The 26404-nt window shown below is 64.9% G+C and carries 25 protein-coding genes; 9 read left to right on the forward strand and 16 right to left on the reverse strand.

The window, feature by feature from the left end:
• Positions 1-7: 7 nt before the first annotated feature.
• Positions 8-1585 carry an amidohydrolase family protein gene (locus tag EYW45_RS24800; RefSeq protein WP_328703590.1) on the reverse strand — a complete coding sequence of 526 codons (1578 nt, stop codon included), beginning with the start codon at positions 1583-1585 and terminating at the stop codon, positions 8-10.
• 10 nt (positions 1586-1595) lie between these two features.
• Positions 1596-2219, reverse strand: a complete 624-nt coding sequence (locus tag EYW45_RS03885; protein ID WP_235938830.1) for a glutathione S-transferase family protein — start codon at positions 2217-2219, stop codon at positions 1596-1598.
• A 228-nt stretch (positions 2220-2447) separates the two neighbouring features.
• On the opposite strand from EYW45_RS03885, the gene EYW45_RS03890 reads away from it, so the two are divergent.
• From EYW45_RS03890 to EYW45_RS03900, 3 genes are all read left to right on the forward strand, one after another.
• Positions 2448-2993 (forward strand): RNA polymerase sigma factor, encoded by a 546-nt coding sequence (locus EYW45_RS03890; RefSeq protein WP_161134060.1) that lies wholly within the window; start codon positions 2448-2450, stop codon positions 2991-2993.
• Positions 2990-3667 (forward strand): anti-sigma factor, encoded by a 678-nt coding sequence (locus EYW45_RS03895; RefSeq protein ID WP_161134061.1) that lies wholly within the window; start codon positions 2990-2992, stop codon positions 3665-3667. The genes EYW45_RS03890 and EYW45_RS03895 overlap by 4 nt, the downstream gene beginning before the upstream one ends.
• Before the next feature lie 186 nt (positions 3668-3853).
• Positions 3854-4408, forward strand: a complete 555-nt coding sequence (locus tag EYW45_RS03900) for a fasciclin domain-containing protein (RefSeq protein WP_161134062.1) — start codon at positions 3854-3856, stop codon at positions 4406-4408.
• A gap of 512 nt (positions 4409-4920) precedes the next feature.
• Here the strand turns inward: EYW45_RS03900 and EYW45_RS03905 are convergent.
• The 11 genes from EYW45_RS03905 to EYW45_RS03955 form a co-directional block, all read right to left on the reverse strand.
• Positions 4921-5853 (reverse strand): alpha/beta hydrolase, encoded by a 933-nt coding sequence (locus tag EYW45_RS03905; protein WP_161134063.1) that lies wholly within the window; start codon positions 5851-5853, stop codon positions 4921-4923.
• Positions 5854-6104: 251 nt separating this feature from the next.
• On the reverse strand, positions 6105-6812 hold the full coding sequence (locus EYW45_RS03910) for a GntR family transcriptional regulator (protein ID WP_161134064.1): 708 nt from the start codon (positions 6810-6812) through the stop codon (positions 6105-6107).
• Entirely contained in the window at positions 6809-8509 is a 1701-nt protein-coding gene (locus tag EYW45_RS03915; RefSeq protein ID WP_161134065.1) for a thiamine pyrophosphate-binding protein, read from the reverse strand. The genes EYW45_RS03910 and EYW45_RS03915 overlap by 4 nt, the downstream gene beginning before the upstream one ends.
• Positions 8506-9738: a pyridoxal phosphate-dependent aminotransferase gene (locus EYW45_RS03920; RefSeq protein WP_161134066.1), complete on the reverse strand. Its 1233-nt coding sequence runs from the start codon at positions 9736-9738 to the stop codon at positions 8506-8508. The genes EYW45_RS03915 and EYW45_RS03920 overlap by 4 nt, the downstream gene beginning before the upstream one ends.
• Positions 9739-9769: 31 nt before the next feature.
• Entirely contained in the window at positions 9770-10714 is a 945-nt protein-coding gene (locus tag EYW45_RS03925; protein ID WP_235938832.1) for an NAD(P)-dependent oxidoreductase, read from the reverse strand.
• Between the two features lie 159 nt (positions 10715-10873).
• A complete protein-coding gene (locus tag EYW45_RS24805; protein WP_202444575.1) occupies positions 10874-11971 on the reverse strand; it encodes a DUF481 domain-containing protein in 1098 nt (365 codons plus the stop codon).
• Positions 11972-12000: 29 nt separating this feature from the next.
• Positions 12001-13434 (reverse strand): phospholipase D family protein, encoded by a 1434-nt coding sequence (locus EYW45_RS03935; protein WP_161134067.1) that lies wholly within the window; start codon positions 13432-13434, stop codon positions 12001-12003.
• Between the two features lie 121 nt (positions 13435-13555).
• Entirely contained in the window at positions 13556-14461 is a 906-nt protein-coding gene (locus EYW45_RS03940) for a pirin family protein (RefSeq protein WP_161134068.1), read from the reverse strand.
• On the reverse strand, positions 14454-16763 hold the full coding sequence (locus EYW45_RS03945; protein WP_161134069.1) for an FdhF/YdeP family oxidoreductase: 2310 nt from the start codon (positions 16761-16763) through the stop codon (positions 14454-14456). Before EYW45_RS03945 ends, EYW45_RS03940 begins: the two co-directional genes overlap by 8 nt.
• Positions 16764-16796: 33 nt before the next feature.
• Complete coding sequence (locus EYW45_RS03950; RefSeq protein ID WP_161134070.1) at positions 16797-17351, reverse strand: GNAT family N-acetyltransferase; 555 nt, start codon at positions 17349-17351, stop codon at positions 16797-16799.
• 172 nt (positions 17352-17523) lie between these two features.
• A complete protein-coding gene (locus tag EYW45_RS03955; protein ID WP_161134071.1) occupies positions 17524-18288 on the reverse strand; it encodes a GntR family transcriptional regulator in 765 nt (254 codons plus the stop codon).
• Between the two features lie 150 nt (positions 18289-18438).
• Between EYW45_RS03955 and EYW45_RS03960 the strand changes: the two genes are divergently transcribed.
• From EYW45_RS03960 to EYW45_RS03980, 5 genes are all read left to right on the forward strand, one after another.
• On the forward strand, positions 18439-18720 hold the full coding sequence (locus tag EYW45_RS03960; protein WP_161134072.1) for a UxaA family hydrolase: 282 nt from the start codon (positions 18439-18441) through the stop codon (positions 18718-18720).
• Between the two features lie 37 nt (positions 18721-18757).
• Positions 18758-19933, forward strand: a complete 1176-nt coding sequence (locus EYW45_RS03965) for a UxaA family hydrolase (RefSeq protein WP_161134073.1) — start codon at positions 18758-18760, stop codon at positions 19931-19933.
• Positions 19934-20154: 221 nt separating this feature from the next.
• A complete protein-coding gene (locus EYW45_RS03970; RefSeq protein ID WP_161134074.1) occupies positions 20155-21186 on the forward strand; it encodes a Bug family tripartite tricarboxylate transporter substrate binding protein in 1032 nt (343 codons plus the stop codon).
• 208 nt (positions 21187-21394) lie between these two features.
• Entirely contained in the window at positions 21395-22339 is a 945-nt protein-coding gene (locus tag EYW45_RS03975; protein WP_161134075.1) for a hydroxyacid dehydrogenase, read from the forward strand.
• Between the two features lie 178 nt (positions 22340-22517).
• On the forward strand, positions 22518-23519 hold the full coding sequence (locus EYW45_RS03980) for an Ldh family oxidoreductase (RefSeq protein ID WP_161134076.1): 1002 nt from the start codon (positions 22518-22520) through the stop codon (positions 23517-23519).
• Positions 23520-23521: 2 nt separating this feature from the next.
• Here EYW45_RS03980 and EYW45_RS03985 read toward each other — a convergent pair whose 3' ends face one another.
• Genes EYW45_RS03985 through EYW45_RS03995 form a run of 3 tightly spaced genes read right to left on the reverse strand, consistent with a single transcriptional unit; the run spans position 23522 to position 24929 of the window.
• Positions 23522-23944: a YbaN family protein gene (locus tag EYW45_RS03985; RefSeq protein WP_161134077.1), complete on the reverse strand. Its 423-nt coding sequence runs from the start codon at positions 23942-23944 to the stop codon at positions 23522-23524.
• Positions 23941-24609, reverse strand: a complete 669-nt coding sequence (locus tag EYW45_RS03990) for a biliverdin-producing heme oxygenase (protein ID WP_161134078.1) — start codon at positions 24607-24609, stop codon at positions 23941-23943. Before EYW45_RS03990 ends, EYW45_RS03985 begins: the two co-directional genes overlap by 4 nt.
• Positions 24610-24638: 29 nt before the next feature.
• Positions 24639-24929, reverse strand: coding sequence for an acylphosphatase (locus tag EYW45_RS03995; protein ID WP_161134079.1), 291 nt, complete (start codon positions 24927-24929; stop codon positions 24639-24641).
• A gap of 319 nt (positions 24930-25248) precedes the next feature.
• Here EYW45_RS03995 and EYW45_RS04000 point away from each other — a divergent pair, with 319 nt between their 5' ends.
• Positions 25249-26403 carry an ABC transporter substrate-binding protein gene (locus tag EYW45_RS04000; RefSeq protein ID WP_161134080.1) on the forward strand — a complete coding sequence of 385 codons (1155 nt, stop codon included), beginning with the start codon at positions 25249-25251 and terminating at the stop codon, positions 26401-26403.
• Position 26404 lies beyond the last annotated feature (1 nt).

Raw genomic sequence — 26404 nt, forward strand, 5'->3', positions numbered from 1 at the left:
GCATCTCCTAGTTGTCGAAGCCGTACAGGCGGGCGGGGTTGTCGGTCCACACCTTGCGGCGGCGGGCATCGGTGCCCAGCCACGCATGGGCCGTATCGATCAGCGTGCCCACATCCGGCGCGCGGGCGCCCATGCGCACAAATGGCCAGTCCGAGCCCCACAACACCTGATCTTCGTTGGCGGCCAGCAACTCGTCGTGCAGCGCACGCACACCGTTCGGATCGTTGTCGTCGTGCGGAACGCGGCAGGTGGTGAGTTTGACCCACACGCGGCCGTCGGCGAGCAGCTTGCGCACCAGTGCGCGCGCCGGGTCGTCACGACCGCGCGACGGCACCAGGCTTGCCATATGGTCGAGCACGATGGGGATGCCCAGTTGGGCGAGCCGGGGCAGATGCTGGAGATAGGCGTCGCACGGTGACCAGAGTTGCGCGTGCATCCCGAGCGCGCGCAGGCGCGGCGCAAGCGCATCGACGTGCTCAAAGCCCACACTGCCGGCGAACAGATTGCCCGCGGGGTCGCGCGCTTCCACGAAACGCAGGCCCATCACGCCGGCATCGCGCAAGCGCCTGAGCGCCGCGTCGTCGATATCGGGCGTGGCCACCGCGATGCCGCGCAGTGCGCGCGGATCGGCCGCCAGCGCATCGAGAATGGCTGAGGCATTGGTGCCGTAGGGCGCCGGCTGCACAAGTACGCCGCGCGCGGCGCCGATGGTGCGCAGCATCGTGCGGTACCGCGTGACCGGCGCATCGGGCGAGGCATAGCTGGCGCGATGGTGCAGCGGAAACTGGTCGTAGGGGCCGAAGACATGGCAATGCGTATCGCAGGCGTTGGCCGGCAGCGCCTGCTTGGGCGCCTGCGGCATGCGCGGCGTTTCCACCGTCTCGGGGATGTACGACGCTTGCGTCTGGGTGGGCGCCGGGGCGTTCGTGCGGGCTTGCGACGGCACTGAAGGTGGGATCGCGGAAGTCGCTTGAGCCGCTGCTTCGATCGCGGCCGCTGGCAGTGCGCTCAGTTGCGCCCGACCCTCGGCCATCGGCACCTCGAGCGGCGGCGCGATGTCGTCGGGCATCGGGATCGCATGCACGTTCAGCGTCATCGACACCATCGTGTAGTACCCCACCACGGCAGTGAGTTCGACCACCCCCACCGGTTCGAAGCGTTCGACGGCACGCGCGTAAAGCGCCGCGTCCACATCGCCATGGCTTTGCAATTGGCGCGAAAACGCATAGACGAGTGCGTCGTCCGCATCATCGAATTCAGGCGTGTGGCCTTCGCGGATGGCATCGAGTACCTGCTGCGGCAACCCGGCCTTCAGGGCCGCCTCGCCATGGATGTGCCATTCGATCTGGCTGTTCCACCGGCGGGCCGTGACCAGAATGGCGAGCTCGTTCAAGCGGGGCGACAAGCTCGTGCCGAAGCGCAGCAAGGCGCCCAGTTGCTGCCAGCGGTCGGCCAGCTCGGGATTGTGCAGGGCGGCGCGCAGCGGCCCCACCAGCCGCTTGCGCGGGCCGCTCACGATCTTCTCGTACACCTGCAACTGGGCAGGCGACATGGTCTCGGGCGTGGGCAAGGGAATACGGCTCACAGGCGTTCCTTCAGGCAGGTTGATCGTCTTGCGGGGCATAGCGGGCCACCGACGCGTGGGCGTCGAAGCGGGCGAGCCAGTCGCGCAGTTGCGGATGGGTAGCGCGCCAGTCGATTTCGGGAAAGCGGAAGTCGAGGTAGGACACCGCGCATCCGATCGCGATCACGCCGATATCGAACGGCGCGGCGTCGAGCTTGGGCGCTTCGGTTTCCAGGTGCGCGAGCGTGGCGTCGAGCTTGACCTGAAACCCGGTCAGCCACTCGGGGGTTTGACGCTCGGCAGGTTTGTTGCGCTCCTGCCGGAACAGCAGAAGCATGTCGAGCAGGCCGTCGCCCAGGGCCTGGCGGCGCAAGGCCAGCAGGCGCGCTGGATCGTGCGTGGGCACGATCTGGCTCTCGGCATAGGTGCTGAGATAGTCCACGATGACGCGCGAATCGAAGATCGGCGTGCCGTCGTCCAGCACGAGCGTGGGCAGTTTGCTGAGCGGATTGTCGGCCAGCAGATCCAGGTTGACGCGGCTCATGGCGACCGGGGTGCGCACCAGACGAACGTCGTCGGTCAGCCCCGTTTCCGCCAATACGATCATTACTTTGCGCACGAACGGCGATTTGGGGGACCAGTGCAGGGTCATCATGGCGGCGTACCTCGCGGTGAAAAGTGGCTGAAAAAGCCACTGACAATGCCGCCGGTGCACCGTGGCCTGAGGGGACGTTGTCTCGTGTCTTTTTCGTTTGATTTGCGACCGATCTTACCGAGCGCCCGCGGGCGCGGGTATGTGCAGCGCAACAAAGCAGCTATGCCGCTTCCCCTGCCGCGCGCCGCCGGGTACTCTAGGCGCTGTCACAGACCTGCTCTCCTCTTTATGGCCGATCCCGCACACCTCGAATCCCTGCTCGCCGACTGTGCGCGCCAGCGCCAGCCGGCGCTCGCCGAACTCTATCGTTTGACGGCGCCGCATCTGTTTCCGTTAGCCAAACGTATGTTGAGGAGTAAAGAAGGGGCCGAGGAGGTCCTACAGGAGTGTTTTGTGACGATCTGGCAGCGCGCTGCCCAATATTCGGCTGAGCAAAGCCAGGTCATGACGTGGATGACGCGCATCGTGCGCAACCGCTGCATCGACCGTTTGCGCCGGCCCGACCTCGAAGTGTCCGACCCGGACGGCGAGATTGCGGCTGCCTGGGCGGACGATGCGCCGGGTCCGATGTCGCAGCTCCAGTCGTCGCAGGAGAGCAAGCGGCTGGCCGATTGCATGCAGACCCTCGAGGGACAACAGCGAGCGGCCATCGCCATGGCGTTCTTCGACGATCTCAGCCATCCCGAGGTGGCCGAACGCATGGCGGCGCCGTTGGGCACCGTCAAAAGCTGGGTGCGGCGTGGCTTGGCCCGTCTTAAGGAGTGCCTGGGATGAACTATCGGCACCCCGATCTTCAAGACCATCTGGCCGCCGCCTATGTGGCCGGCACCCTGCGGGGCGGCGCGCGCCGCCGCTTCGAAACGCTGATGCGCGACGACGCCCTGCTGCGTCGCGTGGTGGCGGCCTGGGAAACGCGGCTCCTGCCCTTGGTCTATGCGCTGCCGCCTGAAATGCCGCCTGCCCGCGTCTGGCAAGCCATCGAGCGTCGTACGGCGGCCAAGTCTGCCGCCCGACCGGCCTGGGGTTGGAGCGGTCTGGCGCTGTGGCGCACGGTGAGCGCCGGGTTGGCCATTGCCGTGGCCGCATTGGCATTCATCGTGATCGAGCCGTACTTCGCCGATACCCGCACCCAAACGCTGGCCGTGCTGGGCAGCGAGAAGGCGCCGTCGTCGCTGGTCGTCAACCGCTTGCCGGATAGCCGACTGTCGATTCAGGCCATGCAGGATCTGAATGCACTGGCCGATGGCCGAACGTTGGAACTCTGGGCCATCTCGCCCGGCGGCAAACCGCGTTCGCTGGGCCTGGTCGCCGCACGCGGCGATACCGTGATCGTGCCGAAGGCGCCGTTTACGCGTGGCGACACGCTGGCCATCAGTCTGGAGCCGGACGGCGGATCGCCGACCGGCCAGCCGACAGGTCCGGTCGTGTTTACCGGGACGGTGATCTAAAGGATCGCGCTGCGCCGGCAGCCGCGCCGGTGTCGTCGGATGACGTGATGGTGGTTGAAAGCGAAAGGACCCTCCCGGGTCCTTTTCGCTTTTCAGCGCCTAGGGTTTGTCCCTAGCCGATATGCTGCATCCGTTTGCCGAGCTCGTGCGTATCTCCAGGTGTAGGCCCACCAAAAGGAGATCGTCATGAAAATTCTGGCATCCATTGCCCTCGTATCCGCAGCACTCGTTTTTCCCGTAGCCCACGCCGCCGATGCGGTCATGGTGGGCGGTCAATCGATGTTGCCCAGCAAGACGATCGTCGATAACGCCGTGAATTCGGCCGATCACACGACCTTGGTGGCTGCCGTAAAGGCTGCCGGCCTGGTGGAAACCTTGCAAGGCAAGGGCCCATTCACCGTATTTGCGCCGACCAACGCCGCGTTCAACAAACTGCCGGCCGGTACGGTCGATACGCTGGTCAAGCCTGAAAGCAAGGCCACGTTGACCAAGATCCTGACGTACCACGTGGTGCCGGGCAAGCTCGATTTCGACACGCTGGCTGCGCGCATCAAGAAGGGTGGCAAGAACATGACCGAATTGAAGACCGTCAGCGGCGGCAAGCTGGTGGTGATGATGAACGGCAAACACAACCTGACCGTCAAGGACGAGAAGGGTGGCGTGGCAACGATCAGCACGTATGACGTGTATCAGTCGAACGGCGTGATCAACGTGATCGATAGCGTGTTGATGCCGAACTGATCGGCTTGAGAGACGAAGGGAACAGTTCGCATATTTTCGGATGTGCGGACGAACGGGAAAGTGCCGCAGGGTAGTACCGCAGGGTGAGTACCGAAGGGTAGTACGGAAGCGTTGTACTGAAGTACCGCAGTGTCCAGGTGGCAGTACCGCAGTACCGCAGTGCCGCAGTGAGCAGTACCGCAGTGAGCAGCAAACAGGGCAGTGTGCAGCGCCGCATCGTGCATGCAGCCGCAAGGCCGCGCCTCGATGCAGGGAAGTCCCGCAGTCGAAGGATGGACTGCAGATAAAGAGGTTTGTTCGTTTGATGATTCGTCGTGCTTTTGATGCTTCGTAGATCAAAACGAACCGTTCACGGTAGCGGGCTTTGAGCTTTTTGTTCCAGCAGCGCACCGTGAACGAACCGTTTTGCTTTTCGGCCTGCAATGGATCTCCCTCCGTTGTGGAGTCATAGGCCGACAGGCCCCCGCGCATGGGGGCCTTTTTTTTGCCTGCGCAGTGCCGGGCGCTAGCGATCAGGGTTCGATGACGATCTGCAACGCACGCTCGAGCGACGCACGGATCATCTCGCCGTGCCCATACTGCGGGAATGCCTCGTAGCTGACTCGGGCACCGGCGGCGCGCAAGCCTTCGGCCATGTCGGCCACCGCTGCGCGTTGATCGGTGGGCCCTGCCGCCGGTCGGGGCGTCTCGCGCGGCTTGGTGCCCACGAAAATACCGATGCGTTTGCCGGCAGCACGATCGGCCTGGAAGGCCTGCCATTCTTGAACGAGCGCGCCGTCGTTCCACCAGGCTGACGGATCGCCCACGATGTAACGGGCAAAGGCGTCAGGTTGGGTAAACAGCGTGTGCAGGGTGAAGAGGCCGCCGTATGAATGCCCCCACAGGTAAGCCTGCGTCGCGTTCACAGGGGCGCGCGCCTGCACCAGCGGCACGATGCGGGATTGAATGAGCGATAGAAACACGTCGGCCCCGCCACCCACGCGGCCGCGCACGACCGGCGGCGCGCGTTTGCCGTTGTCGTCAGCCGGCGGCGTGTAGTCGTAGGCGCGCGACACCACATCGTTGCGGGTATCGACGTCATAGCCGATCGCCACGAGGACGGTGGGACGCGTGCGCGCCAGCAGCGCGAGATCGTCGTCCGTGAGCGTGGCCATCGCCGAATTGCCATCGAGCATATAAAGGACCGGGAAGCCTGCTGCGGGAGCGGCTACCTTCGGGATCGCAATCTCGATGCGGTAATGCCGGTTGCCATCGGCCGAGTCGAGCGTGTGGCGTTCGAATCGGTACACGCTTGAGGGATGATCGGCGATGGTGTCGCCAATTGCCCGCTGACCGCGCGGCCCGGTCTGGGCTGCGGCTTGGGCGGACGCTTGAGGGGCTGACGGTTCACTCGCGCGGACGGGGCCGGTAAGCAAGCTCGCACTGAGCAGCCCTGCCAATGCCATGGCAGCGCAGGACAATTGCCGCGCGTTGCGGCCGGCGACGTGGCGCGCTTGAAGCACGTTGAGGGGTGGGCGGATGCCGCCCGACGCAAATCCTTGAAGACCATGAAGGGAACCACTGCGTGAATAGAAGTGATTCTTATTATATTAGGTCGGATTCGTGGGCGCGTCTCCGGTCTGCAGGCGCGTTCCGGGATCGAATGTTCGAAGGCCGCGCCGTGAGCGCGACGTCGAACGTGCGCGTTTTGCGTGGCTCAGCCGTGCCGCGCCACGCCATTCATGTAGATCTGCGCGTAGCCTTCCTTGATGGCCGATGTGATCTGATCCACGCGCCGGTCGATATGCTTTTCGAGCAACGCCGCACAGGTGGCTTCATCGCGCCGCTGCAGGGCCTGCACGATTTCGCGATGCTCGAGTTGGGTATGGCGGCGGTCGCCACGATCCATGTCGATCCAGCGCACGAAGCGGATGCGGGCGTTGACGTTGCGCAGCACGCGCACCATCTCGGCGTTATCCGAGAGATGCATCAAGCCTTCGTGAAACGCTTCGTCGAGCTCCACCAGCTCCACGGGGTTGCGCTCGCCGGGATCGGGGCCGGTGGCATCCAGAAACGCCAGCAGCGCGGCGATCTCGGCATCCTGCGCACGCGCAATCGACAGCCGCACCGCAGCCACCTCGATCGCCTTGCGCAGCTCGTAGAGCGCGAAGATCTCCTGCACATCCAGGTCGCGGCAAAAGAACCCTTTGCCGGGCAGATAGCGCAGCAGACCTTCGCTGTTCAAGCGGTTGAGCGCTTCGCGCAACGGCGTGCGGCTCACGCCCAACTGCTTGGCCAACGCGACTTCGTTGAGCCGCTCGCCGGGTTTGAACGCGAAGCCGATGGCCATGGCGCTCAATTGACCGTGAACGCGGTCGACAATGCTGTCGACGGTGGTTTCGGCGGGCGGCGTGGCGATCATCATTGCGCAGCCTTGCTGTTGTCCACACCCGTGAAATCGCGGGCATGCGATTGCGCGCGCGGATCGAGGATGCAGTGCAGGATCGCAGGCTTGCCCGACGCCACGGCGCGCTCGAAAGCGGGCGCGAAGTCGGCCGTTTTCTCGACGCGCTCGCCGTGGCCGCCGAAGGCCTGGGCGTAGGCGGCGAAGTCGGGATTGTGCAATTGCGTGCCCACCACGCGGCCAGGATAGTCGCGCTCCTGGTGCATGCGGATCGTGCCGTACTGACTGTTGTCCACCACGATCACGATCAGCGCCGCGCCGTATTGCACGGCGGTCGCGAACTCCTGACCGTTCATCAGGAAGCAGCCGTCACCGGCAAAGGCGATCACCATGCGCTCGGGGTACTGGCGCTTGGCCAGCACCGCCGCCGGCACGCCATAGCCCATCGAGCCGCTGGTGGGCGCCAGTTGCGTGGCGAAGGCGTTGAAGCGGTAGTGGCGATGCAGCCAGCCGGCGTAGTTGCCCGCGCCATTGCAGACGATCGTGTCTTCGGGGGCACGGTCGCGCAACCACGCCATCACCTTGCCGTATTGGAAGTCGCCCGGCAGATCGCGCGGGGTTTCGGTCCAGTCGATGTAGTCGGTATGCGCCTGCTTGGCTTGTGCGGCGCGATCGGCCGTGCCGGTGGCAGGCAGGGCTTCGAGTGCGGCGCAAAATGCCACAGGCGAGGCCTGGATGCCCAGCGTGGGCTGATAGACGCGGCCCAGTTCCTCGGCACCCGGGTGCACATGGACGAAAGGCTGCTGCGGCTGCGGAATCGTGAGCAGGCCGTACGACTGCGACGGCATTTCCGACAACCGACCGCCGATCAACAGGATCAGATCGGATTCGTCGATACGCTTTTTCAGACGCGGATCGGGGCCGATGCCCAATTCGCCGGCGTAGTTGGGATGCTTGGCCGGAAAGAGTGCCGCTCGGCGGAACGAGGTGGCCACCGGCAGATTGTGCTGTTCGGCGATGCGCTGGAAGGCCTCGACGCCCTCGGGCGTCCAGGCCGAACCCCCGAGAATGGCGATCGGGCGCTTGGCCTGGCCCAGCAGCTTGCCGAGTTCGGTCATGGCAGCCGGTTCGGGCGCGGCACGAACCGGCTCGACGTACGGCGCATCGAGCACGCTGCACGTTTCGACCAGCATATCTTCCGGCAACGAGATCACGACCGGGCCGGGCCGGCCTTGCATGGCCACGCGGAATGCGCGGGCGATGAGTTCGGGTACGCGATCGGCGCGATCGATTTCGACGACCCACTTGGCCATCGAGCCGAAGAAGGCCTTGTAATCGACTTCCTGAAACGCTTCGCGCTCCTTCATGCTGCGATCCACCTGGCCGATGAACAGCAACATCGGCGTGGAATCCTGCATGGCGATGTGCACGCCGTGGCTGGCGTTGGTGGCACCGGGGCCGCGCGTGACGAAGCACACGCCGGGACGGCCGGTGAGCTTGCCGTACGCTTCGGCCATCATCGCGGCGCCGCCTTCGGCGCGGCAGATCACCACGTCGATCGGGCTGTCGTGCAGCGCGTCGAGCGCGGCCAGGTAGCTTTCGCCCGGCACGCAACTGACGCGATCCACGCCTTGACGCACCAGCTGGTCGATCAACACTTGCCCGCCGGTGCGCGGGGCCAGTGCCGTTGTCTCGTTCGTTTTTGTTGTAGAGGTCATGTCAACGCCTTGCAGGCGCGTGCGATACGGTCGCACGCTTCGATGAGATCCGCTTCCGACGCGGCATAGGAAATCCGGAAATAGGGTGCCAGATCGAAGCAGCTGCCCGGCACCACGGCCAGGTCGACGGTATCGAGCAGGTATTTGCAGAAGGCGCTGTCGCTATCGATCGTGACGCCGTCGGGCGTCTTGCGGCCGATGATGCCGGCGCAACTGGCGAACGTGTAGAACGCGCCTTCGGGCTTGCGGCAGGTGATGCCGTCGATCGCGTTCAGGCGCTCGACCACGATGTCGCGGCGGCGCTGGAAGGCGGCGCGGCGTTCGGCCAGCACTTCCTGCGGGCCGTTCAAGGCTTCGATCGCGGCGGCCTGGCTCACCGAGCACGGATTGGACGTGCTCTGGCTCTGCACCACGGCCATCGCGCCGATCAGCGATTTGGGGCCGGCGCCGTAGCCCAGGCGCCAGCCGGTCATGGCATACGCCTTGGATACGCCGTTGATCGTGAGCGTGCGATTCTTCAGGCGCGGCTCGAGCTGCGCGCCGGTGACGAATTCCGCACCGTCATACAGCAGGTGTTCGTAGATGTCGTCGCACATCAGCCAGACGTGAGGGTGACGCAGCAGCACGTCGAGGATGGGACGCAGCTGGGCGGCCGAGTAGGCGGCGCCGCTGGGGTTGGACGGCGAGTTCAGCAGCAGCCAGCGCGTCTTGGGCGTGATGGCGGCTTCGAGATCGGCGGCATCCAGGCGGAAGCCGTTTTCTTCATTGCACTTCACGGTCACGGGCGTGCCGCCGGCAATGCCGACGATGTCCACATACGACGTCCAGTACGGCGCGGCGAGAATGACTTCATCGCCTTCGTTCAATGTGGCCAGAAACGCGTTGTGCAGAATTTGCTTGGCGCCCGCGCCGGTGATGATTTCGTTGGGGGCGTAGTCCAGGCCGTTGTCGCGCTTGAACTTGGCGGCGATCGCGGCTTTGAGCTCGGCGGTGCCGTCCAGGGCCGTGTACTTGGTTTGACCGCCGTGAATCGCGGCGATGGCGGCGGCTTTGACGTTGTCGGGCGTGTCGAAATCGGGCTCGCCCGCACCCAGCACGATGACCGGGCGGCCGGCTTTCTTAGCGGCGGCGGCCTTTTGACCGATGCGCAGAATTTCGGAAACCTCGATCGCGGCGATGCGCGAGGCAATGGTGAACGGTGCGTCTTCGGTGACAGTAGCTTGCGTCATGATGATGTCCAACGGGAGGATGCGATGTGATTCAGGCGCCGGTCGCGGCGATACGTTGGCAATGCGCAATGGCAGCGCCGACGAGATTATCGTTCGCTTCGGGCGTGCGGAACGCCGAATGTGCCGAGAGCGTGACGTTGTCCAGCGTGGTGAGCACGTGGCCGGCCGGCATCGGCTCGACAGTGAACACGTCCAGGCCGGCGTGGCCCAGGTGGCCCGACTTGAGCGCCTCGACCATCGCGTCCTCGTCCACCACCGCGCCGCGCGCCGTGTTGATCAGGATGCTGCCGGGCTGCATGGCGGCGATCCGCTCGCGCGAAATCATGCCGCGCGTCTCGTCGTTGAGCGTGAGGTGAATCGACACCACCTGGCTTTGGGCCAGCAGGGCGTCGAGCTCGACGAATTCCACGCCCGGGTGTTGCTTTGGCGTACGGTTCCAGGCCAGCACGTTCATGCCCACGCCATTGGCCAGGCGGGCCATTTCAGCCGCGATGCCGCCGAAGCCGATCAGGCCGATGGTTTTGCCCGTCAGTTGCACGGCTTCGGTGCGCAGCCAGTTGCCGGCGCGCATGCCCCGGTCCATCTTGGCGAAGCCTTTCGCCGCCGCCCACATGAGCGAGAACGCGCACTCGGCTACGGCCGTGTCGCCATAGCCCTTGATGATGTGCACGGTGATGCCGATCTCGGCGAGTTCTTCGGGATTCATGTAGCTGCGCGGGCCGGTGCCCAGAAACACCACATGCTTCAAGCCCTTGCACTGGCGAGCGATGTCGGTCGGCAGGTGCGTATGATCGATGATGGCCACCTGGGCATCGCCCAGCACGGCCGGGATGTCTGCCGACGTGATGTCGGGCTGGCCGTTCACGACCAGCTCGAAGTCGTTGCTGGTGTGCAATCGTTCGGCTACGGCGCCGAGGGTGGGGTTGGCGTCGATGAAAACGGCGCGCAGGGCGCCCGTGGCCGAAGTGGCGGACATATGGCAGATCTCCGTGATGCAGCAGTGGAAACGCAAAAGTGATTCAAGCGTAACACTGTGCTGCATTCCGGACAATAATAAAGTGCTGTATACAGATGCTTAAACAGCATGGCGGCGCTGTTGGTCGTGCGGGTACACACCACCATCGCGTCGCGTCTGTTACCAGGTCACGCCAAGCCCCGTCGTCCAGGTGGTCTCGTTGACGCCACCGCGCGCGCCGCTGACCTGATTCTTGGCGTAGCGCACATAAAGCGACGCCCAGTCGGTGACTTTGTAGCGCAAGCCGGCACCGGCATCCAGACTGTAGTTGGCCTCGTTGCCCAGCGGCCGGCCCAGTTCGCCCTGTGTAAACATCTCAAGCTGCTTGCCGTACACGAAGCGGCGGTAATCCCACTTGATGCTGGCCTGCGGGAAGCGATCCGAGGCGCCGTCGGAATAGTGATACTCCACGCGCGAGAGCAGGCCCGTCAACGAGAAGGCGCCTTGCTCGTCGTCCCAGAACTGATAGCCGGGGCCGGTGCCGATCGACGTTTCGCGGCTCAAGTCTTCCACCCAGTCGCGCTTGTACAGCACCCGCCCCTGCCAGAACGCCTTCTCGGTAATGAACCGATCCAGCGCGTAGGCCGCGTTCAGATTGTGCGTGGTGAGGTTGCCGTCTTCCTTGTCGCGGTCGTAGCCGCCGTCCAGATTGTGGCGCCACATGCCGTGCCGCATCTTCGTGCTGGCCGCCACGGTGTAGTCCTCGTTGCGCGACGAGGCGGTTTTGTAGGCGAGGCCCACGTCGGCATTGCCTTTCCACATGAAGTCACGCAGAAAGGGCTTGGGCCGGATCACCTGATCGACGTCGGTCAACGCCACTTGCCGCGAGGGCGCGGCGGCCGGCGTGCCGATGTCGGTAGCGGCATCCACCGGCGTCGGATTGGCCACGACCACCTTGCCCTCGTCCGACCGGCGCAGCCGCGCGCTCACTTCGCGGTTGAGCTTTTGATTTTTCAGGATCAGCGGCTCGTCGCTTTCGAGCGTTTCGACGCTGGCCCATTTGAGGGTCATGCTGCCGCCGTAGTCGGTATTCAAAATGAGTTTGCCGTCGTCCAGCAGCGTGATCTTGCCGGTCAGGCGATCGCCGTTTTTCATGTAGACCACATCGGCGTGTGCCAAGGGGGCACCGGCCAGCACAAGCGCCACGGCGCCCGCCGCACGGCACAGCACGAAAGGCGTGCGGCGTCGCGTGGCGGTTTTGGGAAAGTGCGAAATCACAAGATGTCCTGATAGAAAGGAGAAAGACGTCAGAGTTGCGACGTAATCGGGAGAAAGCGTAAACAGGCGGCCAGGAGCCGGCGTCCGATGCCTGCCTCGGGCTCACGGCGCCACACCCGGCCGTCGGCCGAGGCATCGCTTTGCCACCGCAGGCGGCCCTGATCCAGGGTGACGCGGAAACTGTTGCCGGGCGCGGTTTGCGCCATGCCGCGGGCGCGCAGGCTGGCAAGCAACGCGGGTTGATCGAAAAACAGACCCATCTCGCTGTTGAGCGACACGGAGCGCGGATCGAAATTGAACGACCCCACGAACGCGATGCGGTCGTCGACGGTGAAGGCTTTTGTGTGCAGGCTGGCGGTGCTGGAGCCGAAGAGACGCAGGCGCGTTTTGGCATCCGGGCGGAGCTCGAAAAGTGCGACGCCAGCGCGCAGCAAGGCTTCGCGGTAGCGGGCATAGCCGCTATGCACGGCCGCCACGTCCGTGGCGGCCAACGAGTTGGTCAGCACGGTGACGCTGACCCCACGGGCGGTGAGCGCCGCCAATTGCGCCACACCCCGGTCACCGGGCACGAAGTACGGCGAGATGATGAAGACGTCGCGTGTCGCGCTTTCGATGGCGCGCGCCACGTCGTGCACGATCCAGGCGTCGGTGAGCGCGCGGTCGCGCTTGTCCGGCGGATCGACGGCGAGGCGGGCGTGGGCGGTCCAATGGAGCGGCAGCTTTCCGGTCACCAAGGCGCGCACGCTCTCGTCGGCTTCGACGCGCTTCAGATAGGGATGCGCATCGGGTTGCTCGGCCAGGGCATCGAACACGTCGTCAGGCGCGTCGGGCTCGGTGTGCTGCCCGGGGTGCAGATCCGCGATGCGCACCGCCAGCGGCGAATGCCAATAGCGCTCGAAGGCCAGTCGGCACTCGGCGACGACGGCGCCGACGGCCAGCACGTCGGCATCATGAAAATTGGCGACCTTACTGGCATCGAAGTACTCGTCGCCGATATTGCGGCCGCCCAGAATGGCCACCGTATCGTCGGCGAGCCACAGCTTGTTGTGCATGCGGCAATTCATGCGCACGGCGCGCAACAGCATGTCGATGACGCGGCCGATCGCATGCTTGCGCACGCGTCCCGGATTGAAGATCCGCACATCGATGCCGGGATGGCGATCCAGCGCGAGCATGGTGTCGTCCAGGCCATGCAGCTTGATGTCGTCGATCAAGAGGCGCACCCGAACGCCACGGGCGGCAGCCTTGAGCATTTCCCGCCCCAGCAGCCGGCCGGTCATGTCGGGATGCCACATGTAGTACTGCAGGTCGAGCGTGCGGGTCGCCGCGCGCACGCTGAGCGCACGCGCAGCGAAGGCGTCGAGATTGTCGTCCAGCAGCATGGCACCGGTCTCGCCGGGATGGTCGGCGATCAGGGCGTGCAAGGTGGTGTCGAGCGAGTGGAGCGCGAAGGGCGGCGCCAAACGGATTTCCCTTTTGGATGAGCAGCTTTGGAACGTTCCAAAAGCGGTGCCGCATGGTGCCATGCACCAAAGGGAGCGGTGTAACGGGATATGTGCCCGCTACACCGTCAATCCGCGCGATTTACGACAGCGGCTGGGGCTTGGGCGGATCGACCGAATCGCCCGGCAAGGGTATCCATTCATCATGATCGTGCGGCGGCAGCGCAATGCGGCCGGCGACCCAATCGGCCTTGGCGGCTTCGATGCGTTCCTTGCGGGATGACACAAAATTCCACCAGATATGCCGTTCTCCCAACGGTTCGCCGCCCAAAAGCATCAGCGTGGCCCCCGTTTGCGAGGCAATCGTGGGAAATTCGCCCGCGCCGAACACGGCCATGCTGCCGGCCGGTACGGTTGCCCCGTCGGCCTCGATGCTGCCGTGCGCCACATAAACCCCGCGCTCGGCGTGGCCCGTGGGCAGGCTCATGCGGCTGCCGGGCTTCATCACGGCATGCACATAGAAGAGGGGCGAGCGCGTGGCGACCCGGCTCGTAAGCCCGTAGGCGCTGCCCGCCACCACCCGCATCCACACGCCGTCATCCTCGGCCTCGGCCAAGGCGCTGGCATCGTAGTGCTCGAACGCGGGGGCGCATTCCTCATCCTCGGCCGGCAGGGCCACCCAGGACTGCAGCAGTTCGAGGCCGGGCTCGGTGAACGCGGAGGGATCCTCGAAGCGCTCGGAGTGGCTGATGCCACGGCCGGCCGTCATCCAGTTCACTTCACCGGGCCGGATGATCTGCTCGACGCCCAGACTGTCGCGATGGGTGATGCGGCCACTGAAGAGGTAGCTCACGGTGGATAGGCCGATGTGCGGATGGGGGCGCACATCGGCTTCTCGTGCGATGCCCGCAGGCAGGGTAACGGGACCCGCGTGGTCCAGAAAGATGAACGGGCCCACCATGCGCCGCTTGCGGTACGGCAGGATGCGTTGCACGGTCAGGCCGTGGCCCAGGTCGCCCTGGCGGGCGGCGATGATCAACTCAGCCATGAACGGCCTCCGAGGCAGTCACTCGAACGGGAATGGATTTATAGGCCGGGGTGCCGCTTTGCGGGTCGTGCCGCGCCAGCGCGACGAGCCCGTTGCCCTCCGGGTAATACACGGCAGTGGAACCGCGCGCGATGTCGTAGGCCACCGCGGTGAGGCCGGTCATGCGGCGCGGTTCGGTGTCCTGCGCGTCGAATGCGAACGCTTCGACGTCCACCCGATCGCCATGCTTCAAGCCGAGCGCCGTCAGGTCGTCGACGTTCATGAACACCACGTCGCGGCGATTGGTGATGCCGCGATAGCGATCGTCGGCACTGTAGATGGTGGTGTTGTATTGGTCGTGACTGCGCAGGGTGGTGAGCTGCAGCGTGTCGGGCGCGGCGACCGGATCTTCGTTCAACCCCGGGTACGAGATGAAATTGGCGCGGCCGCTGGGCGTGCGCCACACGCGGTCGCTTGCGGCCACCGTCAGGCGGAACCCGCCCGGTTCCTTGACCCGCGCGTTGAAATTGCGAAAGTCCGGAAACACGGCTTCGATGGCATCGCGAATGGTGGCGTAATCGGCGATGAAGCCGGCCCAATCGACCTTGGTCTGCGGCAATGTGGCTTGCGCCATGCCGGCCACGATGGCGGGCTCCGAGAGCAGATGCTCGGATGCCGGTTTGAGCGTGCCGCGCGAGGCATGCACCATCGACATCGAGTCTTCCACCGTGATCGACTGTGCCACGCCGCCTTGCACGTCGAGCTCGGTGCGCCCCAGGCACGGCAGCAGATACGACGCGCGCGCGGCGATCAGGTGCGAGCGGTTGAGCTTGGTGGCAATGTGCACGACCAGATCCAGACGCCGCATCGCTTCGAAGGTTTTCTGCGGATCGGGCATCGCCACAGCCAGATTGCCGCCCAGGCACACCAGCGCCTTGGAGCGGCCCTCATGGATCGCACGAATGCTTTCGACGGCCGCATGACCGTGCGCGGTGGGCGGCTTGAAGCCGAAGCGGCGTTCGATGCCCTCCAGCAGGGCGGCGTTGGGGATCTCGGTGATGCCCACGGTACGGTCGCCCTGCACATTCGAGTGGCCGCGCAGCGGGCAGATACCGGCGCCTTCGCGGCCGATGTTGCCGCGCATGAGCAGCAGGTCGGCAATGTATTGCACATTGCGCGTGCCGTGCACGTGCTGTGTGATGCCCATGCCGTAGCAGATGATGACGCGCTTGGCCTTGGCATACACGGCCGCTGCGCTTTCGATTTCCGCGCGCGACAGCCCCGAGATGCGTTCGATGTCGTCCCAGGCGGTGGCGTCCAGATCGGCACGCAAGGCATCGAAGCCGGCCGTGTGTGCGGCCACGAAATCCCAGTCGACGATCTCGCCGGCGCCGCGGGCCTGCGATTCGGCATCGGCCACCAGCAAGGCTTTCATCATCCCTTTGAGCACGGCCGCGTCGCCACCGATCTTCACCTTGTAATACGTGGTGGCGATGGGGGTGGACTGGCGCGCAATCATCTCCTTGGCGTGCTGCGGCGAGGTAAAGCGTTGCAGTCCGCGCTCGGACAAGGGATTGAAGACGATGATGGGGGCGCCGCGCAGCGACGCCTCACGCAGCGTGGCGAGCATGCGTGGATGATTGGTGCCGGGGTTGTGCCCGATACAGAAGATCGCGTCGCAATGATCGAAATCATCGATCGTGACGGTGCCTTTGCCCACGCCGATGGAGACCGGCAAACCCACGCTCGTGGCCTCGTGGCACATGTTCGAGCAATCGGGAAAGTTGTTGGTGCCGTACTCGCGCACGAAGAGCTGGTACAGAAATGCGGCTTCGTTGGAGGTGCGGCCCGACGCATAGAACTCGGCCATATTGGGGTCGGGCAGGGCGCGCAGCGCGGCGCCGATGCCGTCGAAGGCGTCGGCCCACGATACCGGCACGTATTTGTCGGTGGCGGCGTCGTAGGCCATCGGATGCGTGAGACGGCCCTGATCCTCGAGCGCGTGATCCGACCATTGCCACAGATCGGCCACCGTGTGCGCGGCGAAGAAGTCGGGCGTGGTGCGCTTGCCCGTGGCTTCCCATGAAACGGCCTTGGCGCCGTTCTCGCAAAACTCGAACGACGAGGTGTGCTTGGGATCGGGCCACGCACAGCCCGGGCAGTCGAAGCCGTCGGGCTGATTGACCTTCAGCAGCATGCGCGTATCTTTGCCGACCGCCATTTGCCGGCGCAGCGCTTTCGCCACCGCGCCCAATGCGCCCCACCCTCCGGCAGGACCCGCGTAGTCTTCCACGCCGGGAACATCATCTCGGTCTTGACTCATCCCTGTGCCCTCTTTAGCTCGATGCCTGGAATTCTACGCTTGGAGGTCGCCCGGCAGCAGGGCGTACACGTGCGCGTCGATGGCCTCGCCATGCAGCATCAAGCGGTGGCGCGCCACGCATTCGTGCTGCGCGCCAAGTTTCTCGGCCACGCGGCAACTGGCCCGGTTGCCGGTGGCCGCGACGATTTCGATGCGGTTCAGGTCCAGCTCGAAAAAGCCGAAGCTCGCCACGCGGCGGGCGACCCGGGTGGCCAGGCCGTGACCGGCAACGGTAGACCGCACCCAGTAGCCCAGATTGCCCACGCGATGTTCGTCATCGATGCCGTTGATCGACACCACCCCCAGGATGGCCCCCGTGGTGCGCTCGACAATGCCGAAGTCGAATGCGCGGCGGCGGGCGCGCTCCTGCACACTGCTCTGGAGAAAGGCGCGGGCTTCGCGCACCGCAAAGTCTGGCGTGCACCAGCTTTGCCACGGTGCGATCTCGGCCGACGAGGCCACGACCGCCTCGCACAGGGCGTCGGCTTCGTCCATATGCAGCGGGCGAACGACAATGTCTTCATCGTCGAGCAACGTCAGCGGCGTCATGGCATCTCGAATCGGGTGCGGGCGAGCGGTTGGGTGCAGGGCGGCGTACAGGCTGTGCGCTCCGGTGCAGGGGTGAGGTTGTGCTTGCCATCGTACCCGTTAACCGGCCGCGCGTTGTTGCCCGCCCGTGTCAGATCACCCGTGTTGGACCGCTCACATCGGCCGGCCCCGGTCAGCCCGCCTTGCCGACCATTGCGCCGGGCTCCTGGCCCAGATAGTCGTAGCGTGCCGTATTCACGCGCGATACGCGCCACTCGACCGGTTGCCCGTGATACGAGAACGCCACGCGCCGAATCTCGAGCAGCGGTTCGCCTTCCGGCACATCGAGCAGCTCGGTAAACGGCGCTTCGGCGCGGCAGGTGCGCACGCGTTCGTCGGTGGCGATAACGTTCACGCCGAAGCGTTCCTGGTAGAAGCGGTACAGCGTGCTCGAGCGGTCGCGCAGGTCGGCATCCGTCATGCCGCTGAACAGGGCTTCGGGCAACGCGATCGTATCGGCCAGCACCACGTCGCCGTTGAGCGCCAGCACATTCAGAAACTCGAACACATGGCTACCGGCAGGCAGCCCCAGCACCTCGCGCGCGGCGGCGTTGGCGCGGACGCGTTTGAAACGCACCAGCCGCGTCGTGGGGTAGGCCTTGTGGCCGTCGTTGCGCTGGATACGGAAGAACTTGAAGAAGTGTGGATTGCGGGTGTGCTCCGACACATAGGTGCCCCGCCCCTGATGACGCGTGAGGATGTTTTCGGCCGCGAGCTCGTCGATGGCCTTGCGCAGCGTGCCGATCGACACGCCGAAGCGCTCCGACAGCAATTTCTCGGACGGGATGGCATCGCCTTGTTTCCACTCGCCCTGCGCCAGGGCCGCCAGCACGGCGTCCTTCACTTGCAGGTAAAGCGGGGTGCCCAGCGGCACGGCGGTAGAGGGCGATGAAGTCATGACGAAGCACAGTGTTGCAGAGCACGAATTGTAGCGGGGCCGGCGTCATCCCTGCAATTCATATCAATCATGTATATGACCTAGTTGACATGTGATTTTTGTGGTCTTAAGATTTGCCCACGAATCGCAAACCAGAAAAAAGGAAGAGACATGATTCATGCCGTTTTGCACGATGCGAAGGACACCGTTGCCGTGGCGGTGGTCGAAGGCGTCTCGGCGGGCACCGAGATGAATGCGTGGATCATGGATGACGACACCGTCATCCAGGTCAAAGCGCTGCAGGACATCCCGATCGGGCACAAGGTCGCCATGCGCGACATGGCGCAGGGCGACACGGTTTTCAAGTACGGGGTGGATATCGGCAAGGTCGTCGCGCCCATCAAGGCCGGCCAGCACGCCCACGTGCACAACATCAAGACCAAGCGCTGGTAAGCCGCACGGCCTTCTCCCCTACGCTCAAAGGACACTCATGCCTGTCATCACCGCTCAAACGACTTTCCAGGGTTACCGCCGCGAGAACGGCCGCGTCGGCGTGCGCAATCACGTCATCGTGCTTCCCGTGGACGACATCTCCAATGCCGCCGCCGAGGCCGTGGCCAACAACATCAAGGGGACGATGGCGTTGCCGCACCCTTATGGCCGCCTGCAGTTTGGCGAGGATCTCGAACTGCACTTCCGCACGCTGATCGGCACGGGGTCAAACCCCAACGTGGCCGCCGTGATCGTGATCGGCATCGAAGAAGGCTGGACCAAGCGCGTGGTTGACGGCATCGCCAAAACAGGCAAGCCGGTGGCCGGCTTCAGCATCGAATTGCATGGTGACCACGACACCATCATGCGGGCGTCCAAGCAAGCCAAGGAATACGTGCACTTCGCCACCGCCTTGACGCGCGAAACCTGCCCGATCGAAGAACTGTGGGTGTCGACCAAATGCGGTGAGTCGGATACGACGTCGGGTTGCGGTGCCAACCCCACGGTAGGCAACGCGTTCGACAAGTTGTACGCCACGGGCAATACGCTGGTGTTTGGCGAGACGTCCGAACTGACCGGTGGCGAGAACATCGTGGCCGATCGCTGCGCCACCGACGCTGTGCGCGAGAAGTTCATGTTCATGTTCAATCGCTACCAGGACATGATCGATCGCTGGAAGACCAGCGATCTGTCGGAATCGCAGCCCACCAAGGGGAACATCGCCGGCGGGCTGACCACCATCGAAGAAAAGGCATTGGGCAACATCCAGAAGATCGGCAAGCAATGCAAAGTCGACGGTGTGATCGACAAGGCCGAGATCCCGGATGGCAAGGGACTCTGGTTCATGGATTCGTCATCGGCCGCCGCCGAGATGGTCACCCTCTGCGCCGCCTCGGGCTACGTGGTGCACTTCTTTCCCACGGGCCAGGGCAATGTGATCGGCAATCCGATTCTGCCGGTGATCAAGATCTGCGCCAATCCGCGCACGGTACGCACGATGTCCGAGCACGTGGATGTGGACACGTCGGCTTTGCTGCAGCGTGAGATCGATCTGGATCAGGCCGGCGACAAGCTGCTCGAATGCATGCTCGCCACGGCTAATGGGCGCTGGACGGCCGCGGAAGCCCTGGGGCATCGCGAGTTCGTGTTGACGCGACTGTTCGAAAGCGCCTGAGACGCTGAACGAGGCGGTCGGGCGCTGCGGCGCTCGATCGCGATCCGGTATCGGATCGCATCTACTTTTCGCATGTGCGCCTGGACGATGACGCCCTCGCCAATCGTCTGACGTGCATGTGCCGTGGCAGCAGAACAAAAACAAGGCCTTGAGGTCAGTCTCGCGGCAGCCGAGCGGGTAAGCCTCCTTCAACGGGCCACCATCCACCGGAGGAGCAGTTCATGAGCCATTCGCATACCCCCATCGATGCACACCGCAGGCGTGTTCTGGCCGCATTCGGTGCTGCAGGCCTTAGTGCTGCAGGGTTGAGTGCCGCAGGCTTCGGCCACGACGCACGCGCCGCCCCGGCCGGCGCCGCGTGGCCAGCCGACCGGCCGATCAACTACGTGGTGCCGTTTCCGGCCGGCGGCCTCACCGATGTGGCCGCGCGCCAGGTCGCCAAGGCGCTGAGCGACGCCGAAAAATGGAACGTGGTGATCGAAAACAAGCCCGGCGGCAACGCCAACATCGGTGCGGCGTTTGTGAGCCGCGCGCCGGCCGATGGCTATACGTGGCTGGCCATGACCTTGTCGCATGCCGCCAATGCCACCCTTTTCGAGGGCCGGGCGGGTTATGAACTGCTCAAAGATCTCACGCCGATCGCCGGGCTGGCCTCATCGCCGATCATGGTGGTGGTGAGCTCGAAAAGCCCGATCAAGTCGATGCAGGATCTGGCCGAGGCCGCCAAGACGAAGGCGCTGTCGACAGGCTCGAGCGGCAACGGCACGCCGCCGCATCTGACGATGGCGCTTTATCAAAGGATCACGGGCGCCAAGCTCATGCACGTGCCGTACAAAGGCGGCACACCGTCGCTCACCGATCTGATCGGCGGCCATGTGGACGTGGTGTTCTCGAACTATCCCGAGTCGTTGGCTTTTGTGAAGAGCGGCGAGCTGCGCGCGCTGGCCGTGACCACCAAGACGCGCACCAAGGAGTTGCCCGACGTGCCCACCGTGGCCGAAGTGGGGTTGCCCGATCTGGTGGTGGAAAACTTTACCGGAGTGATGGGGCCGGCCGGCATGCCGCCGGCGATCGTCACACGCGTGAGCCAGGCCATCGTGGCGCAACTCTCCAAACCCGCCATGGCCCAGTCGCTGATGCAGTTGGGTTTCATGCCGCAACCGCGCGATGCCCAAGCCTTCGGCACCTATCTATCGGGTGAGGTCACGCGCTGGCGCGGCATCATCAAGGAAGCGAACATTACGACGTCGTGAGCCCTGCGCAGGGGTGCCGCCGATGCTCGCGCGATCGCCCGGCCCGCAGGGATGACTACGCAAACGCCGGATTGCGGAGTACTGTCATGACGCGGGTCTCGACACGTGGATGCGGCAGGTGTGCATCCGGCGATCGCGGTACCTACGACCAGGCGATCTGCCGGCGTGCCTCACGGCAACCGGCGCGCATAAAACAGAGGATGACAAAATGACGACCACCATTGTGATTTCCGAGTTCATGGACGAGGCCGCCGTGGCCCTGCTGCGCCACAAATTTCAGGTGCGTTATGTGCCCGAACTCGTGGACGATCGGGCGGCGCTGCTCGCCGCCGTGGCCGATGCCGAGGGCCTGATCGTGCGCAATCGCACGCAGGTCGACACCGAATTGCTCAAGCACGCGAAACGATTGCGGGTGGTGGGACGGTTGGGCGTGGGCCTGGACAACATCGATATGCCGGCGTGCGCCGCGGCCAATGTGGCGGTGCATCCCGCCACCGGCGCCAATGCGCGGGCCGTGGCCGAGTATGTGATCACGGCCACACTGGTGCTGCTGCGCGGCGCGTTCGGCGCGTCGGCCGACGTGGCGGCGGGCAAATGGCCGCGCAATGAACTTTCAAACGGGCTCGAAGCCAGCGAGCGCACGATGGGCATCGTGGGCTTCGGCGGCATCGGGCGACTGGTCGCGCAACTGGCGCATGGCCTGGGGATGCGCGTGATTGCCAGCGATGCGGCCATCAGCGCCGACGACGAACGCTGGCAGCAACGTCGCGTGCAGCGCGGCGAACTGGAAGACGTGCTCGCGCAGGCCGACGTGGTCACGCTGCATGTGCCGCTCACCGACGGCACCCGTCATCTGCTCGACGCGGCCCGTATCGCCAGCATGAAGCGCGGCGCGATCCTCATCAACACGGCGCGTGGCGGCGTGGTCGACGAGCATGCCCTGGCGCAAGCGCTGAAATCGGGTGCGCTCGGCGGCGCGGCGCTGGATGTGTTCGAAGACGAACCGCTGAAGGCCGGCAGCCCCCTGGTGGGCGCGCCCAATCTGATTTTGACGCCGCATATCGCGGGGCTGACGGCCGAGGCCAACGTGCGTGTATCGGGCCTGGTGGCCGAGCGCGTGGCCGATGCCCTGAGCCTGGTCGCAGCGAACTGAACGATCGCCCCGCGGGTCTGGCGACGGCTTGCGCCATCGTCTTGACCCGGGCTTGCGTCATTGCCGCTGCCGTGGCCCTTGCGGCCATGCGCGTTCCCGCATTTACCCGACGGTGGCACCGAGACACGCCACCGCCTCTCGTCACGCCTGCAGCGTGGCAAAACTTCCAGGACGGATCATGACGCAGATCGTGTTGCCCGAACTTCATGCCCTGGCGCAAGCCGCGCTGGCCAAAAGCGGTGCCCATCCCGCGATGGCGGAGGCCACGGCGCGGGCCTTGGTGTATGCCGAAGGCGATGGGCTGGCCTCGCACGGCGTGTCGCGCGTGCCGTTTTATGCCGGGCATCTGAAAGCAGGGCGTGCGATCGGGTCGGCGCAACCGCGCATTGCCAATCAGCGGGGCGGCACGGTGCTGGTGGATGCGGGATCAGGGCTGGCGTTTTCAGCCTGCGCCATGGGGATCGCGGAATGCATTGCACGCGCGCCGCAATACGGCATTGCCTGCGCGGGGATCGCCAATAGTCATCACTTCGGCGCGGCGGCCTATCACCTCGAGGCGTTGGCGGATGCGGGCCTGGTCGGGCTGGCGATCAGCAACTCGCCGGCCGCCATGCCGGCCTGGGGCGGCAAGCGGGCGCTTTTCGGCACCAATCCGATCGCCGCCATTTTTCCACGTGCTCACGGCGCTCCGTTGTTGATCGATCTGTCGCTATCCGAGGTGGCACGTGGCAAGATCATGATGGCCGCCCGCGACAACAAGCCCATTCCGGAAGGCTGGGCCATCGATGCCGATGGCCGGCCCACCACCGATGCCCGTGCCGCGCTGGCTGGCAGCATGTTGCCGGCAGGCGGGGTGAAAGGCGCGATGCTGGCGCTGATCGTGGAGCTGCTCGTGGTGGCGCTTACCGGTTCGCAATTCGGATTCGAGACGGCGTCGTTCTTCGAAGACGCGGGCGGTCCCACCCGGATCGGCCAGGCGTTCATCGCGATCGATCCTGCGGCGCTTGCGGGCCGGGAAACCTATCTGGCACGCGTCGAGACATTGCTGACCGCCATGCTCGAGGATGACGGCGTGCGCTTGCCGGGTGAGCGGCGGCGGGCCTTGCGCGATCGCGCACACGCCGAAGGCGTGGAGGTGCCGGAAGCCCTGCTGGCGCAACTGCGGGCCATGGCGGCCTGACGTCAACCCGGCGGGGTGGCCGCCTCAGGCTCCGGCCGGTGCCACAGCCACGCCAGCACGCACGCCATGACGGCGATCAGCGCGGCGGCCGCCCACACGGGGCGTATCGTCCAGCAGATCACGGCCGCGCCACCGCTCATGGCGATCGTGGCGGCCCATTTGGCGCGTCGGGTCATGCGCCCGCCATCTTCCCAGTTGCGCAGGCTGGGGCCGAAGATGCGGTGCGCGAGCAGCCAGGCATGTAGCCGGGGTGAACTGCGGGTGGCCGCCCACGCCGCGCCGATCACGAATACCGTGGTGGGCATGCCGGGCAGAATCACACCGATCACGGCCAGCACGATGCACAGCACGGCGAGCGCGCCATAGAGCCAACGCAAGGGGCCGGAGGCGACCGGCGGGGGCGTTCGGTCGCCCGGTGTGCTCATAGATCGAAATGATGCCGAAGCAGGGCGCCGAACCGGTCGTAGGCGGCATTGGCGCCGGCGATGGCACCGTCATGAACGTCGGGCGGCGTCGCGTCCAGCGCCGCCACGAATTGCTTCCACGCGCGGGCCCGGCCTTCCGGATAGGCCGCCAGGTTGCGCGCACCGAAGTCGGCCGTCAGGCCGAGGGCGGATTGCGCTTCCTTGAAGAGGAACGCGGCGCCGAGCGTCGAGCCTTCCGACACATACAGCCACCCGAGCGCTTCCGGCATGCCGATATGTTGAGTGGCCAGCGGGCCTGTCGGCACGGCGGCGCCCAGGTCGGCCAGATCCGCTTGCGAGGCGCTTTGGCGACCGCGCATGTCGATATCCGGCACGGCAGCGCGGAGTTCGGGCGCCGCAAACAGATGTTCGACGTCGCGCTGAAATTCATATTGCGCCGCCACAAAGCGCGCGTAGGCTTCCCGATCGGCGAACGGTTTGCCCTCGGCCATCAACGTGTGCATGCGCTCATGCTGCGTGGCGGTCTCTGTGCGCAACCGCTGCGACAGCACGGGCGCTGCGCCCGATGCCGCTGATGCGGGGGGCGCTGCCGTTGACGGATCTGTTGCTGCAGCAGGTACGTTGGCGGCCAGCGTGGACGCAGCGGAAGTCGGGGACGCAGTCATGGCGGTGTGGGCGAAAGGGAAGCGGAGGCTCAATGCTGTTCGAACCGCGCGAAACGGCGGTCGATGTACTCGGGGGTGCTGGTCAATTCGCGCACGAAGGCACCTGGCGGGCCGCGGCGCATGAATTCAAGCATCCGGTCGACCTGATCCGGTGTGCCCTGCACCATGGCGCGAACCGTGCCGTCTTCATCGTTCAATACCCAGCCGTATGCGCCCACCAGACGGGCATGGCGCACGGTGAATGCGCGATAGCCCACGCCCTGCACGCGGCCGGTAACGTGAACGGAGACGGTTTCTACATTGGGATCGGGAAGCGCCATGGCATCGGTAAGACGGAGGATTCAAGGGCCGATTCTAAAGCCATCGCCGTGCCCGGGGGGTGGGTTCGGTATCGCCGACGCGCCTGGAACGTGTTGTCGGCGCAACGCGCCAGCAGGCTGGAGAAGGCCGAATTGCCGTGGTGCAGCAGAGAAATGTCGTGTCTTCTCGCGCATATGCAGCTATTTTCACTGTTTACATCGCACAAATCTGTGCCGAAGGTATCAGAGCGATACGAAAGAGGTAATAATTGCGCACGTACGCCGGGGAGCACCTGGTGGAGACAATACAAATAGCCTGACCGAAAGGGTGGTGACAACCATGAATATGCTGTTCAAACGTTCGCTGATGGCTTTGGCCGTCGCTGGCATCTTGCCCGCTGCACACGCCGCCGATATCAAGATCGGTGTGGCCGAAGCCCTCTCGGGCGGCGCCGCCCAATATGGCGCGTCGATCCGCAATGGCTTCCAGTTGGCCGTGGAAGAGATCAATGCCGCAGGCGGCATCAACGGCGACAAGATCGTGCTGGTCGTCGAAGACGAGCAAGGCAAGAAAGAAGAAGCCATCAACGTCTTCAAAAAGCTGATTTTTCAGGATCGCGTGCTGATGGTGTTCGGCCCCACGCTGTCGAACTCGGCACAAGCCGCGCACCCCGTGGCCCAGGCCGCCAAGACGGTCGCGTTCGGCACCTCCAATACGGCTGACGGCATCACGTCGATCGGCAACTTCATTTTCCGCAACTCGGTCACCGAAGCCGACGTGCTGCCGGCCACGATCGAAACGGTCAAGCGCAAGACGGGTCTGAAGCAGGTCGCCGTGCTGTACGGCAACGACGACGTGTTCACCAAGAGCGGCTACGACAACTTCAAGAAGGCCCTGGACGATCAGAAGATTCCGGTCACGACCACGGAAACCTTCGCCAAGGGCGACGTCGATTTCAAGGCCCAGCTCACCAAGATCAAGGGCACCAACCCGGATGCCCTCGTGTTGTCGGCCCTGCTGGCTGAAGGCGCGCCCATCATGGTGCAGGCGCGTCAGGTCGGCCTGAATGTGCCGGTCATCGGCGGCAACGGCATGAACTCGGTCAAGATTTTCGATCTCGCCACCGGCGGCGCGTCGAACAATCTGTGGATCGGCAGCCCCTGGTCGATCGAAAACAAAGCGCCCGAGAACACCAAGTTCATCGAGGCGTTCAAGGGCAAGTACACCAACTCGCCCGACCAGTTCGCCGCGCAAGCCTATGACGCGATGTACATCGCAGCGCAGGCGCTCAAGGCCACCAAGCGCACCGGCGACCTGAACGCCGATCGTCTGGCCTTGCGCGATGCATTGCCGTCGGTGAAGTGGACCGGCGCCACGGGTGCCTTCGAGTTCCGTCAAGCCACCGATCGTGCCGGCAAACCCGCCGGTTACGACGCGCAGCAAAAGCCGATCGTCAGCGTGACGAAAGACGGCAAGTACGTGATCGAGCAATAAG

This window comes from Schauerella aestuarii (assembly GCF_009866805.1).
Classification (GTDB): domain Bacteria; phylum Pseudomonadota; class Gammaproteobacteria; order Burkholderiales; family Burkholderiaceae_B; genus Schauerella; species Schauerella aestuarii.